The 14,354-nt window shown below is 62.1% G+C and carries 9 protein-coding genes; 3 read left to right on the top strand and 6 right to left on the bottom strand.

Annotation, left to right across the window (positions count from 1 at the left end):
- Entirely contained in the window at nt 1–921 is a 921-nt protein-coding gene (locus NKI97_RS18700; protein WP_352744755.1) for a phosphorylase family protein, read from the top strand.
- A 499-nt stretch (nt 922–1,420) separates the two neighbouring features.
- Here NKI97_RS18700 and NKI97_RS18705 read toward each other — a convergent pair whose 3' ends face one another.
- The 6 genes from NKI97_RS18705 to NKI97_RS18735 all read right to left on the bottom strand — a co-directional run bounded on the left by NKI97_RS18705 (nt 1,421) and on the right by NKI97_RS18735 (nt 11,134).
- The gene (locus NKI97_RS18705; protein ID WP_352726408.1) at nt 1,421–1,903 is read right to left on the bottom strand and encodes a GNAT family N-acetyltransferase; all 483 of its coding nucleotides are present in this window, start codon (nt 1,901–1,903) and stop codon (nt 1,421–1,423) included.
- 187 nt (nt 1,904–2,090) lie between these two features.
- On the bottom strand, nt 2,091–3,827 hold the full coding sequence (locus NKI97_RS18710) for an adenylate/guanylate cyclase domain-containing protein (RefSeq protein ID WP_352835775.1): 1,737 nt from the start codon (nt 3,825–3,827) through the stop codon (nt 2,091–2,093).
- A 1,316-nt stretch (nt 3,828–5,143) separates the two neighbouring features.
- Complete coding sequence (locus NKI97_RS18720; protein WP_352835778.1) at nt 5,144–7,072, bottom strand: adenylate/guanylate cyclase domain-containing protein; 1,929 nt, start codon at nt 7,070–7,072, stop codon at nt 5,144–5,146.
- A 335-nt stretch (nt 7,073–7,407) separates the two neighbouring features.
- A complete protein-coding gene (locus NKI97_RS18725) occupies nt 7,408–8,433 on the bottom strand; it encodes an aldose epimerase family protein (protein ID WP_352451968.1) in 1,026 nt (341 codons plus the stop codon).
- A gap of 81 nt (nt 8,434–8,514) precedes the next feature.
- Nucleotides 8,515–9,972, bottom strand: a complete 1,458-nt coding sequence (locus NKI97_RS18730; protein WP_352451969.1) for an NAD-dependent succinate-semialdehyde dehydrogenase — start codon at nt 9,970–9,972, stop codon at nt 8,515–8,517.
- A 211-nt stretch (nt 9,973–10,183) separates the two neighbouring features.
- The gene (locus NKI97_RS18735; RefSeq protein ID WP_352451970.1) at nt 10,184–11,134 is read right to left on the bottom strand and encodes an AEC family transporter; all 951 of its coding nucleotides are present in this window, start codon (nt 11,132–11,134) and stop codon (nt 10,184–10,186) included.
- 136 nt (nt 11,135–11,270) lie between these two features.
- Here NKI97_RS18735 and NKI97_RS18740 point away from each other — a divergent pair, with 136 nt between their 5' ends.
- Together NKI97_RS18740 and NKI97_RS18745 are read left to right on the top strand one after the other, a co-directional pair.
- Nucleotides 11,271–12,479 carry a caspase family protein gene (locus NKI97_RS18740; RefSeq protein WP_352451971.1) on the top strand — a complete coding sequence of 403 codons (1,209 nt, stop codon included), beginning with the start codon at nt 11,271–11,273 and terminating at the stop codon, nt 12,477–12,479.
- A gap of 30 nt (nt 12,480–12,509) precedes the next feature.
- Nucleotides 12,510–14,279 carry a tetratricopeptide repeat protein gene (locus NKI97_RS18745; RefSeq protein WP_352835782.1) on the top strand — a complete coding sequence of 590 codons (1,770 nt, stop codon included), beginning with the start codon at nt 12,510–12,512 and terminating at the stop codon, nt 14,277–14,279.
- Nucleotides 14,280–14,354: the final 75 nt, after the last annotated feature.

Genomic DNA, 14,354 nt, shown 5'->3' on the forward strand with positions numbered 1-14,354 from the left:
ATGCCCACCAATTACCATGCAGCCGACGATCTGACGGATCATTCGACGGACATCCCTCAGGTAGGGTTGGCCATCATCACCGGGTCGGCAAACTGGGGGCTTGCCTTCCCGGAAGATGTCGAATTCGATGGTGTGCGCACCTTGCGGCGCGACATGAGTTTTGAAACACCTTTCGGTCGCACCGACAACTGGAAGCTGCTCGAGTTCGATGCGTCGATCACAGCCGAAGGGAGAGCAAAACGCGCGCTGTGCATGTATTCGCACGGCAATCCCCGCGACCGTATCGACCATTCCTGCCATCGCCGCGCGTTCTGGGTATTGATGCGGGCGGGTGTACGGCAAGTTCTCGCCTGCTCGACTGTAGGCGCCGTCAACAAGGCGATCCAGCCGGGCGACATGGTGGTGCCCGCCGATATCATCGAACTGACGCAGACCCCGTTTTCACTGCTTCCTGACCGTCAGAGCTTTGACTGTTCGGGCAAGCAAATCGTGTGTCCAAGATGTGCGGCGGTTCTGGTCGAAACGGCGCGCCGTCATTGGCCAGCCGAATGCCGCGTTTATGGCATCGAACAGCAGTTGGTGGCTGCCCATTGTTATGGGCCCCGGCTGACAACGCCTGCCGAAGCCTTGGCATATCGGGGCATGGGGGCCGATGTACTCAACCATTCCATAGCCCCTGAGGCGACCTTGTCGCGCGAGATCGGCGCGTGTTTCGTGCCTTGCGCGTTCGTGACGGCGGGCTTCAACGACTATATGGATCGCAATCGCCAGAAACTGCTGCAGGAGGACGTGTTGCCGAGCCTCTCCATGACTGCGTCGCGGGTCGCGCTGGAGACCGCCGCGCGACTTCCCGCTGATCCGGAATGCTCCTGTCACGGCTTGAAGTCGCCTCAGCCGAAAGAACGCTCCAGCCGGTTCTGAGACGACCTTGGTGCGCCGGATAGCTGAAGCTCTGCCACCGACCAAGAATCCCGAGGGCGCTGCATTGGGCGTGTTTGCGACGTTCGAAACGCTGAGGGCGGCGTTTGAGGATTAGGGTCAAAACTCAATCAGACTGGCTGCCGCCAATGGCCCAGATGGGCGGAACTTGCCGTTTGAATTAGTCGGCGGGAATGAGCACAGAGCGCCATTTGCTGACAATCATGGCCCTTCACCATTGCGGTCGTTCTCGCTACGACCTGATGCGGACCCGAAGCGGATGGTCGTTTGATCCGGTTAAACTCAACGCGCCACCCGACCACGTGCGCCATCTCGAGACGTTCGCGAAAACCTCCACGTCGGTCGCGACTCGACCATGGAGCGGAAGTACAGGCGAAGTACTGTTTCGTTCGAGATGGCCTGGTTCAATCTCCAGCATCCTCCTCCTGCCAAACTGGCCGGAGCGAATGCCGGCCGCGAGCGAGTGGCCTTTGAGCGTAGCTCAGAGCGTCTTGCTCATCATCAGGATCGGAACCGGAGCGCCGCCACGGTCATCGACGAATTTCTCGGCGGGCTGGTAGCCGCAGGCTCGATAGAGCGGCACTCCTGCCATCGTGGCTGCCAGATCGGCACGGCGGAAGCCCTCAGCCTTAGCGGCACGTTCACACAGCGAAAGGATAAGGCGACCGACGCCTCGCCGGACAAAGTCCGGATGCGTATACATGGCTCTGATACGCGCCGCGTCCGTGGTTGGATCAAGCAGTGCCGCGTTGCGTCCCGGTGACTGATCACCACCATACATGGTCGTGCGCCGGCTCCAGCCACCGCAGCCTGCCAGGACGCCCTCGTGCTCCACGACGAAATAGGTGCCATCATCGACAAGCTGCGTGTCCAGTCCCATGATTGCGCGGCTGGATCGGATCTGGTCATCGTCGAGAAACGGTTTCTGGAGTTCGGAGATCGCTGCATCCATGAGCGCAATCATGGAGGCGAGGTCCTCGCGTCGCGCTATCCGGTGCCGAAAGTCTTCACTGGCCATGTTCAAGCACACCATGAGGCGAAACAAACGCACGATATGGCGAATTTCGTTCCGTCAGAAGACCAAAATATTCGTTGCTGCGGCAGCCTTGGGACGCCTGTCGACAGCAGGCCGAAGGTATAACCAATGACAGTCATTCTGGCAGCCCCGCCATGCGATAACCTTCCACGATATGCCGGCGCACGTCTTCGGCTGGGAATGGCTGCGAATCCGACCAGTGCCGGATAGTGAAGTGCGGATTGCTTATCATGAACATTTTCGCCTCCCAGCGCGCTTCCTCCAAACGGCCAAGTTGCGCAAGGCTTGCTGCAAGCAGGCGTCGTGAAGTCGTGCGATAGGTTTCGGGCCTGCGCAGCGTTTGGATCGCGGATTCGTAGTCGCCCATGGCATATTGGGCCTGGCCCAACATCCAGTAATACCAACCGGGCGGGTGAGGGTTGAGTCGCAGTGCCCTGCGGACCTGCTCTATGGCTTCGGCAGGTCGGCCCTTTTCCGTCGTCAACTCGGCCTGCATTGCCCAAGCGTCGGCGTGGTTGGGGTCCAACTCGTGGGCAGCATCGAATTCGGCATCCGATTCCACCCAGCGACTCTCATGTCCAAGTATGACGCCCAATACCCATCTGTTCCCGGCGTCGTTCGGGTCGAGTTCGACCGCCAGCTGTGCTTCGGCGAGCGCTCTTGCGCGGTTGGGGTCCATCGGTTCGTCCCAGAACTCCCAGCCCAGCCAGAGGTTGAGTGCCAGCCAACGGTGCGCCTCCGCGTATTCCGGGTCGAGCGCGATTGCCCGGTCTAGCAGCAAAATGGCCTCTTTCGCGGTGAGCGCGGTTTGCAAGCCAAGGGCCCGGGCACGCACACAGAGATCATAGGCCTCCAGGTTGCTCGGTCTGTTGCGCGCCGGCGCGGTGGTCAGGCGTCCAACCAGAGCCTCGACAATCTTGCCGGTCACCTCGTCCTGAACGGCGAAGATATCTTCTAGGCTCCGGTCGAATCTTTCGGCCCAAAGGTGGTCACCCGCGATCGCGTCGATCAGTTGGGCGTTGATACGCACCCGTCCAGCGGCCCGCCGTGCACTACCTTCAAGAAGATGGCGAACTCCCAGTTCTCGCGCGATGCGACGCACATCCACGTGCCTGCCTTTGTATGCAAATGCCGAGTTGCTGGCGATGACGAACAACTCGCTTGTCCTCGACAGATCCGTGATCAAGTCTTCGGTGAGGCCATCGACAAATGCCTCCTGCTCCGGATCATTGCTCATGTTCGTAAAGGGGAGGACGGCAATGGAGGGCTTGGCGGGGAGCTGCAGAGGCGCTTTCTCCGCGAACCCGCCATCGTCCGATGCGGTCGACAGCCGGATCCGGTAGACAGACACTGGTTCGGTGACGTTCTTGATCGCTTGCGGACCAAGTTCGTCGAAGCCGCAATCGAGCTTCCGCTTGACTTGGTCGTAGACGCTGCCGGACACACAGACGTCTCCTGCCCCGGCCATTGCCTGGAGCCGCACTGCGACAATGACGCCGTCGCCGAACAGATCGCCGTCCTCGACAACGACATCGCCCAGATTGATGCCGATATGCAGGTAGATTCTCCGGTCGGCGGTCACACCCTCGTTTGCGGCCGCCATCCGCTTCTGAAGGTCCACGGCGCATGACACGGCGTTCACCGCGCTTCCGAACTCGACCAGAACGCCATCACCCATCAGTTTCACAATACGGCCATGACGGTCGCGGACGAGTGGTTCGAGGATTTCCTTCCTCCTCCTCCTTAAAGCGGCCAACGTTCCTTGCTCGTCCTGGTCCAGAAGTCGACTGTAGCCCACCACGTCGGCAGCCAATATGGCGGCAAGGCGGCGTTGGGCGCGTTCTTCGGCCATTTCGCGTTGCTTTCATTGAAAGCAGAAAAGCGAATTTTATGCCGCCCATTTCAAAAGTCTATCAGGTTGACTTCGAGGCTCGATCGCCAAGCAGCTACATAGGGTGATCGCGCCTGTCGATTGTCCCCACTGGGGCCACGACTTGCGCTTGGGGCTCGTCTTGGAGAAGGTCAGCAAGGGGTCAGTGCCGAGTGCCGCGAATGTCGGCTATCGGGCAGTGAAATGGGCCGACGAAGGGCAGCTCAGGGTCAGATCGCGTCATGCGACGCTCGCAACTGATCGACTGCAAGGGTCGGAACTCGGTCGTCTTAGAGTGATTTGGGTTTTGGCGGCTAGAGCGACCCGGCATGAGGTGGTCCGGACTGTGAACGAGGGGGTCGGCAGAGCGCGTCTCATAGGGGGCCACAAGCCAGTGCCCCGCCGCCGACAAACACCGGCGGGCGGGTGCCTCGGGGACACGATGGTAGATTGCCAATGCGTTCGCGGGTGTGGCCTTAAGTCGCAAACTATTGGCTTCAGAAGCAGGGCGTCGGGCTTCATTGACGGTGCTACCAACACCATATAGTCCGTAGCCCTCCCAAACGAGAGAAGCTCGCCCCGACGGGTCGCACTGCGGCCGTCAGCCGGCAATTGCTGTGAACTAGGAAACCATCATGCCTGAAAATATCAGACTAACTTCGAGAGACGTCCCTCTCATTCAGCTAGGCCTCTATCAGTGCCGCTTCCCGGTGAGCGAAGACCCGTCAGTACCCGGCGGCTATCGTTTTTGTGCTGGGCCAACTTCGCCGGATCGCGTCTACTGCGATCACCACCACCACATTGTGACCGCCGTGGACCCTCGTCGAGCCCGTTCGGGTCTCCACCTCGCTCAACGACGCGCCGCGTAGGTCTGGCTGGCGGCGGCCTCCCGGCCAGGCGCTATGCGCTCCAATGGCTACGACCTTTCCGTCGGCTCGGTCTGGCCCATCCTCCCTTATGCCGTCTTCGCCGATGTCTCCCCCTTCGCCCGATTGAGAACGACGACTTCTCGCCGAAGCGATCGCTTCGGAATGCCGTCGTAGCCCGACCCGAAGCTCAGTGAGCTTTTGTAGAGGTCGAGGGTCCAATCCAACGTCTGGACTCCACTGGAGTGCCTGCACTCGAGAGCGATTGGCTCTCCGGCAGCCGATAAGGACCCAAATTTAAGCGCCACTTGCCGCCATTCATCGTTTGGCCAGTGAACTGTCGCTTTCGATGCACAGCGGTCGTTCCTGGCAACGCGCGCCGTTCGCGCGCTGGCGAGCAGCGGCCCTCGCCTTTCTTTGCACAGGGGTGTTCTATGGCTGCCCGAGAGGCTTCGCCTCCCCCGTCTCGCATTCCGACAATCGCACAGGTTTGGCGAGTTTCGCCAGCGCCTCGGGCTTGGTGCAAGCCGGAAAGCCGGCGAGCGGCATTGTTTCAATAAACCGGCTGCGCTCTTTAGTGCTCAAGCCCACTTCATTAATCATGCTCTCGACGGTCAGGTCCGGGTACTGCTTGAGAGTTTCCCTAACCGAAGCATTCGCCTCATCCATTCGACCCAGAGCCGCAAGGGAGCTGCTAAGCACCACCCACTTCCACTTGTCGTAGTTGTTAGGCGTCATGCGCTCCAGCATCTTCAACGCGTCCTCATATCGGCCGGCCATAAAATAGGCAGGGGCGAAGAAGTTGGACGTCCACATCGGGTAGTTCGGGTCGAGCCGCATTACTTGGTCGACCATCTGAGCGCCGCGTTCGGGTTCATTGAAGCGTGCCGCAAAGCCGGTATAGAATGTCAGGATTTCGGACGAACCGGGAGCTAGACGAAGGGCCGTGTCCAGCTCAGCCTTGGCGCGGGCGTTGTCGCCCTTCTGGCTGAGGCTCATACCAAACACGGCGTGTGCCTCAGCGTCACTTGGATCGAGCCGCACCGCGCGTTCGGCCACATCGGCAGCCGCCTTGATCTCGCTCTCGGGATTGATACCGAAGCCAGCCAATATACCATGAGCATGATAAAGTTCTACCCAGGCCCGGGCCAGCCCGGGGTCCAGCTCAACGGCGCGGTTGAGAAGCGCGATGGCCTCCTCCTCATCCGCTATGGTGATCTTTTCAATCTTCTCGGTCCCGAGCAGATAATAATCATAAGCATTCAGGTTTTCAGGTCGTTTACGTTTGGCCGCGGCCCGCCCGGCCGCCTGAATCAACCCTACGCCGCCGCCCAGACGGTTGGTGACTTGCTCTGCGATCTCGGTCTGGACGGCGAAAACGTCCTCAGCAGGCCGGTCCCAACGATCCGACCAAAGATGGTTGCCGGTTTGTGCATCGATCAACTGCGCGGTGACCCGCACCCGCCCATTTTGCCGCTGGATAGAGCCTTCTAGTACGAAGCCGACATGGAGCGCACTTGCTACCTGGCGGGCATCCACCGGCTTGCCTTTGTAAACTTCCGTCGAATTCCGGGCCACGACCTCAAGTTCGGGAAACCGCGCGAGGTCGGTTATGATATCCTCAGTCAAGCCATCGGCCAAACGCCCGGTGGCCTCGTCGCCGCCATAATTATTGAAGGGCAGCACCGCGACCGATGGCTTGGCCCCCAGCGGCGCGGGCTGAAAGAACCACCAGGTCCCTCCACCCGCCAGAGCCAGCACGACGATGGCCGCTGCAGTCGTCCTGGTCCAGCGCGGCATCGCCTTGCGTAAGGTCCAACGCACCCGCTTGCCATCGAGCCTCAGTCGGTACATCCGCACGGGGCGGCTGATGTTCTTGACCTGCTGCTCGCCGGCGAAATCGAGGGGCAAATCAAGCTTGCCCTGCAGATGGTCAAAGGCCGTGCCCGATACGATCACGCCGCCCGGCTCAGCGAGTTGCTGCAACCGCGCGGCGACATTGACGCCGTCGCCATAGACATCGCCGTCAACCAGCGCAACGTCGCCCAGATTGACCCCGATGCGGAACACGATGCGCTCAGGCTCTGGCAGACCTTCATTGCGCGCGGCCGCCGCGCTTTGGATTTCCGCTGCGCAGGCGACTGCGTCGACCACGCTTTCGAAGGCGACAAGCGCGCCATCGCCCATCAACTTGACGACGCGGCCATGGTGCTGGGAGATGGCGGGGTCGAACACCTCGGAACGAACGGTTTTCAATCGCTCAATGGTTCCGGCCTCATCGGCCTCCATCGCTTTCGAGTAGCCAACCATATCGGCCGCCAGGATCGCCAGCAGCTTCCGATTGAGAGGGGGAACCGCCATATGCGCCTCTTTATGGCACAACCCTACACCCATGGAAGCGTCGGAGCCAGAACGCGCCGTTGGCCGCGCGGTGAATGACCGCTCGTCAGCCGTTCCTGACTTTCGACCGGGTGCGGATGAACGTCTTCAACGGGTCAACTTGCGTCGTCAGGGCTCTCGGCGTCAAAGGTCCGAGAGGGTTCGAAGTCGGTCGTTCAGAGTGATTGCGTTTTGACTCCAGAGCGCCGCGCGTCATTGGACGCGCAAAGGACGCTATAACACTTTGAATTTTGCATGATCCTTTCCGAACCGGAGGTCAGCGCAGCAAAACCATGCCGGTTTCCGGGGGTCATGCCCTAAGGCAGCCTGAACCGGTATTCCGTCACGTGATGGTAGATCTGGCCCGGCCACAGCGTGGCTTGCGGGAAATAGGGCCGGTTGGGCGCATCCGGCCAGATTTGCGGCTCCAGGCAAAAGCCCGAAAACGCCTTGTATTGACGCCCGCCCAGTCCAGGCGAGGACGGTGCCAGATACTGGCCGGTATAGAGCTGGACGCCCGGCTCGGTGGTCCAGAGTTCCATCTCGACGCCGGAATTCGCGCCTTGCGCCCACGACGCCTGCTTCAGCGGCCCACGCGTCGAGGCGAGGCAGAAATTCTGGTCGTAAGGGAGCTGCTCGCCCTCGGTCTCCATGCGCAGCGGCCGCGCCTGGCGAAAATCGAAAGGTGTGCCGTCAACCGGCTTGACCGTGCCTGTCGGGATCAGATCGGCGTCGACAGGAAGATAAGCGCCGGCATTCAGCATCAGCCGGTGGTCGAGAATGTCGCCGGCGCCGCCGTCGTCCAGGTTGAAATAGGAATGCTGGGTGAGGTTGCAGAGCGTCGGCTCCTCGCAGGTGGCGGTCAGTTCGACGCTGAGCGTGCCGGGGATCTTCAGCCGGTAGGTGCAGGTCACGTCGAGCGCGCCGGGAAAGCCCATCGTGCCGTCCGGGTCGTGCAATGTCAGCGTGACAAAATCCCTGCCATGCAGCGAAACCGCCCAGGCACGGCGCGAAAAACCTTGCGAACCGCCATGCAGCGTGTGCTTTTCGAGGAAATTGCGCTCGGTCTGGTAGCGTTTGCCGGCAAGCGTGAAGCGGCCGTCGCGGATACGGTTGGCATAGCGCCCGACGACAGTGCCGAAGAAGGCGGTATCCGTCTCATAGTGCTCGAAACGATCATAGCCGAGCACCAGCGGTGCGTCGTGCCCGGCCAGGTGCAGATCCTGGATGATCGCACCCAGGCCGATGATGTTGGCGGTGAGGCCGCCGCCACGAATGGTGAAACGGCGGACTTCCTCGCCCGCCTGCGTCGTGCCGAAAACCTCGCCGTCCTTCATCGCCATGCTCGCAAGTTCGTTGCTCGACGCCAGCCCGGCCTTTCGAAGCGGCTCAGGGTTCTTTTTCGGTATTACCGCATGAGGCTTCTAGAGACCAAGTCCGCCGATGCAGACATATTTGGTGTCGAGATAGTCCTCGATGCCCTGATGGCCGCCTTCCTTGCCGAGGCCCGATTCCTTGACGCCGCCGAACGGCGCTTCAGGGGTAGTGATGAGCCCTTCATTGACGCCGACCATGCCGTATTTGAGCCCTTCCATGACCCGGAAGGCGCGGCCGAGATCGCCGGTGTAGAAGTAGCAGGCCAGGCCGAACTCGGTGTCGTTGGCGAGTGCTACGGCCTCTTCCTCGGTCTCGAACTTGAATACCGGCGCTACCGGGCCAAAGATCTCTTCCTTCATGAAGCGCATCCTCGGCGTCGCATTGGCGATCACCGTCGGCTGGAAGAACGAGCCGCCGAGCGCGTGGCGCTTGCCGCCGGCGACGACCTTGCCGCCCTTGGCGGTAGCGTCGGCAATCAACTCCTCGACCTTCTCCACCGCCTTTTCGTCGATCAGCGGCCCCTGCTGGACGCCGTCTTCGAGGCCGGAACCGACCTTCAGCCCGTTGCTCGCAGCAGCCAACTTTTCGACAAACTGGTCGTAGATGCCGGCCTGCACCAGGAAGCGGTTGGTGCAGACGCAGGTCTGGCCGGAATTGCGGTACTTGGCGGTGATGGCGCCGGCGACGGCCCGCTTGATGTCGGCGTCGTCGAAGACGATGAACGGCGCATTGCCACCGAGCTCCATCGACACTTTCTTGACGGTCACCGACGACTTCTGGATCAGGATCTTGCCGACCTCCGTCGAGCCGGTGAAGGTGATCTTCTTGACCAGCGGGTTGGCACAGATCTCGTCGCCGATCTCACCGGCAGCGCCGGTCAGGATATTGATTACGCCTTTGGGGAAGCCGACTTCCTCGGCAAGCGCGCCCCAGGCAAGGCCGGAATAAGGCGTCTGCGACGCCGGCTTGACCACGGCGGTACAGCCGGCGGCAAGTGCTGGGCCGAGCTTGCGGGCCAGCATCGAGGACGGGAAATTCCATGGCGTGATGGCGGCGATGACGCCGACCGGTTCCTTGGTCACCAGGATACGGCGGTCCGCCCAGGGCGACGGCACGACGTCGCCATAGGTGCGGCGGCCTTCTTCGGCGAACCACAATATGTAGGACGCGGCCGAGCCGATCTCGCCCTTCGATTCGAACAGCGACTTGCCCTGTTCGATGGTCAGCAGTTCGGCCAGCACGTCCTGATTGTCCATCATCGCGTCGTGCAGCTTGCGCAACAGCTTCGAGCGTTCGAGCGCGGTGGTCTTGCGCCATGTCTGGAAGGCCGCGTCGGCGGCTTCGATGGCGCGGCGGGTCTCGGCCTTGCCCGACTTCGGCACGGTGCCGATCTTGAGGCCGGTGGCAGGATTGTTGACGTCGACCGTCTGGCCTGAATCGGCCTGCACCCATTCGCCATTGATGAGATTGGCCTGCCGCATGAAATGGCTGGTTTTCTGAAGCATGATCTCGCCTCCGTTCGGCACCTGGCGGGCCGGTCGCTGATTTCGTGAATGGACGTGCGCGATAGCATCGCTAGAGCCACTGCTCTTAGCCCAGGGCAAGCCCCGCAAGCAATCACAAGATGGCATATAGGGTTTGGGCCAGCCAAAGCGAGAGGCGATGCAGCCGGGTTCTCATCCAAAAACCCGGGCTCTTATCCAAAAACCCGAGTTCTTATCCAAAAACATGGACGACCACTGTTAGCCAAAACGCAGTGGTCACGACCGCACAGGCGGTGGCGATGGTCATCTGGTTCGACGCCAGCGCCTGGCCGGTGTTGAACTGCACCGCGATGAGATAGGAATTGATGCCGGACGGCAACGCCGCAACCATGACCGCCACCTTGGCCGTCAATGGCGGCAGGCCGATCAGCCAGACCAGGCCGAGAACCAGCGCCGGCATTAGGAACAGTTTCAGCGCCGACAGCGCCAGCGCCGGCCTTACATTGCCGGAAATGCCGAAACGGCGCAGGCTGAGCCCCATGGCGAACAGCGCCACCGGGGCGGCCGTGCCGGCCAGCGCGTCGCTCAGCCGCGTCGCAAGCACCGGCAGCGGCGCACCGGTGAAGCGCCACGCCAGCCCGGCCAGTATGCCTATGATCAGCGGATTGATGAATACCCGCCTGAGAAAGCTCCTGACGACGCGGAGCGGATGCACAGGCTCGCTGCCGCCGCGGCCGAACATCTCGAAAAGGATGATCGAGGCCATCATCATCACTGGCAGGTGAATGGAGACGAGCAGTGACAGCACTTCGAACCCGGCCGGCCCGAACACGCCGATGATGAAGGGCGCGCCGAGCAGGACGACGTTGGAGTAGGACGACGATACGCCGCCGACGACGCCGGCGCGGGCGTCTCGTCCGAAAATGCGCGTAATAACCAGATGGCCGGTGGCCCAGGTGAGCGCGACCGCCGCGAAATAAGCGCCCCATAGCGACCACGGCGCCACGCCGTGGAAATCGGCCTTTACCATGGTCTGGAACAGCAAAAGCGGCATTGCCACGTTGATGGCGAATTCGGATACGCCCTCGCCGCTCGCCGGCTTCAAATAGCCGGTCAACCCGGCAAGATAGCCGAGCCCGACGAGACTGAAGACGAAGAGGACGGTTTCGGTAAGCGGAGACATTTTTCCCGTGATAGGCGAGCCCCGGCGGCGGCGCAATCGCCCTTCCCGGCCAACAATCCGGCCGCTCGGATCTTGCCCGAATTTGCTCATGGTTGGATGCCGGCGCTATACAGAGTTGTCGGGGGACACGCGGCGAATGGGCCTTGTCGGAAATCAGCACTTCTTCAAGCAGGCGTGGCTGACGGTTTTCGTCGCCGCCCTGCTCTGCCTAGTCACGACCTTGCTTCGCGCGGAGCCGGCGAGCCTCAAGGGCGTGGCGCTGATTGTCGGCCAGTCGAAATACCAGCACATAGCGGCTCTTCCCAACCCCGCCAACGACGCCCGCGACATCACCAAGATGCTGACCGATCTCGGCTTCGACGCGCGCAGCGTCACCGACCGCGACACGGCAAAGCTGAAGCGCGACCTCGAGCGTTTCGCCGAGGATGCAGAGGACGCCGACGTCGCCTTGATCTACTATTCCGGCCACGGCATCGAGGCCGGCGGCGACAACTATCTGGTGCCGGTCGACGCCGACGTTTCTTCATTGAAGGACGCCGATCAGGCCCTGGTGCCGATCTCCGCCGTCATGGACGAATTGAACACGACCGTGCCGGTAACGATCATGCTGCTCGATGCCTGCCGCACCAACCCGTTTCCGGCGGATGCGGTGCTGCGCCGGGCGCCGACGGCCTCGGCCTCGCCGATTGGCGCCGGCGGCCTGGAGCCGGTGCGCGGCGCCAGGGCACTGGCAAACGCGACCGCGACGGAAAATCTCGGAACGGTGATCGGCTTTGCCGCCGAGCCGGGGCGGCCGGCACTCGATGGCATCGTCGGCGAAAACAGCCCCTACGCAGCGGCACTTCTGCGCCATCTCGCGGCGATGAAGGGCACCGAATTCGGCTCGGTCATGCGCATGGTGACAGAGGAGGTCTATCTCGACACCAAGGCCAAGCAGCGGCCATGGGTCAATGAAAGCCTGCGCCGGCTGCTCTACTTCGGCGCAGCACCGCAGGAACCGACCGGCGACGACGGCCTGATCACCGGCGAGCGGCGGCAATTGCTGCTGACGATCGCCGAGTTGCCTGACCCCAAGCGGGCACAGGTCGAACTGGCCTCGCTGCAGGACGGCGTGCCGCTCGACGCGCTTTATGGCGTGTTGAAGGCGCTCGGCACCGAAAAGATGCCGGAGGACCCCACCGACCTGCAAAAGCTGCTCGACGCCCAGGCCGAGCGCCTGAAGAAGATGATCTCCGAGCGCGACGCGCTGCGCACCGACGACCCCGAGATCAGCCGCCTCGTCGCCTCGGCCGACAAGGCGATCGGCCAGGGCGCCATCGTCACCGCGCGCAACTTCCTCGACTAGGCGGTGGGCCGGGTCGAGCAGGCCAGCGGCGTGGTCGATCGGGCAGAGGATCTGGTCAGACAGAAGCGTCTTGCCGACGCGGCGATCTATGCCAGGCGCGCCGACGCTTCGGCGCTGGTCTTCGACTATCTGTCGGCCGCCAACGATTACGGCAAGGCCTTCTCGCTGGTCGAGAAATGGGACGACAGGCTGCGCTGGAACTACAAGAACCAGGAGGCGGAAGCGCTTAACGCGCATGGCAACGCCACCGGCGACAGGCAAGCGCTGCAGCGCGCCATCGACGCCTACCGCGTCATCCTGAACTTCATCCCCAATGGCGAGCAGAACCGCGACTGGGCGATCACCCGCAACAACATGGCTGTGGTGCTGCAGACGATCGGCGAGCGCGAGCGCGAAACCGACCGGCTGGAAGAGGCAGCGAAAATCTTTCGCGATTCGCTTGCCGTGTTCGAGCGCGAGAAGGACGACATCAACTGGGCCGCGGCCCAGAACAACCTGGCCAATGTGCTGTTGAAGATCGGCGAACGCGAGAGCGACCCGAAACGCTTGAACGAGGCGGTGGTGGCGATGCGCGCCACGCTGGAGAAGCGGCCGCGCGACAAAGTCCCGCTGGACTGGGCCGCCTCGCAAAGCAACCTTGGCCTTGCGCTTTACGCGCTTTCGGAGCGCGAACCGGGAGACGAGCGCCTGACCGAGGCCGAGGCCGCCTACCGGCTGGCGCTTGAAGAATACACGCGCGAAAAGGCGCCCGTTCAGTGGGCGATGGTCCAGCACAATCTCGGCAATACGCTGGTGTCTCTCGGCACGCAACGCAACGACAAGGCAAAAATCGACGAGGCAGCCGCGGCATTCCGCGCCGCGCTCGAAATCCGCACCCGCGACACCTTCCCCCTCTCCTGGGCGAGCAGCCGTCTCAATCTGGGTAACGCGTTGAGCAGTGCTGCCCGTTTCGATCTCGGCACCGGCCTGCTCGAAGAGGCGGCTGCCGCCTATGGCGACGCGCTGACCATATTCACACGCCAGCGCTTTCCGACGGATTGGGCTTCAGCGGAGAACAATCTCGGCTCGATCTGCCAGACGCTCGGCCAGCGCACGCGCGATCCTGCCAGGCTTGAGCAATCGGCCGCTGCATACCGGGCGGCACAGCGCGTCTATACCAAAAAGGAGTTTCCGCTCGACTGGGCGATGACCCACTACAATCTCGGCAACACGCTGCAACTGCTCGGCGGCGTGACCGACAAGCCGGTGCACTACGAGGAGGCGATCGAGGCCTATCGCGATGCACTTCGCGAATACAAGCGCGAGACGACGCCGCGGCAATGGGCACTGGCGCAGGCTGGTCTAGGCTCGGCGCTGCAATGGCTGAGCATGAGCGAGGCCGATCCCGGCAAACTGGCCGGATCGATCGCCGCGCGCCGGGCGGCGCTGGAGGTACTGACCTTCGAAACCGCGCCCGTCGATTGGGCAAACGCGCAGAACGGCATCGGCATGAGCCTGATCAATCTCGGCAATCTCGAACGCACCGGCAAATATCTGGACGAAGCCGAAGCCGCCTTCGAGGCAACGCTCAAGGTCTTCACTCGCGAAAGCCAGCCGATGCAATGGGCCTTCGAGCAGAACAATCTCGGCGACGTCCACTGGAACCGCGGCAGCTATGGCGGTGGCAATGCCGAATACCAAAAGGCGATCGAATTCTTCGAGAACGCCAAGCAGGGCTTTACCGAAGCCGGCTACACACTCCCCATCCCCCTGACCGACCGCAAGATCGATCTGGTGAAGAAGCAGATAGCGAAGAAATAGGCTTTTCGGCCGCAGGTTGCACTCGGCTTGTCTTTCAGCCGGCTTTGCCATCCCTATATGCCGGTCACCGGGGCC

It is taken from the genome of Mesorhizobium sp. M0296, from assembly GCF_040321675.1.
GTDB lineage: Bacteria > Pseudomonadota > Alphaproteobacteria > Rhizobiales > Rhizobiaceae > Mesorhizobium.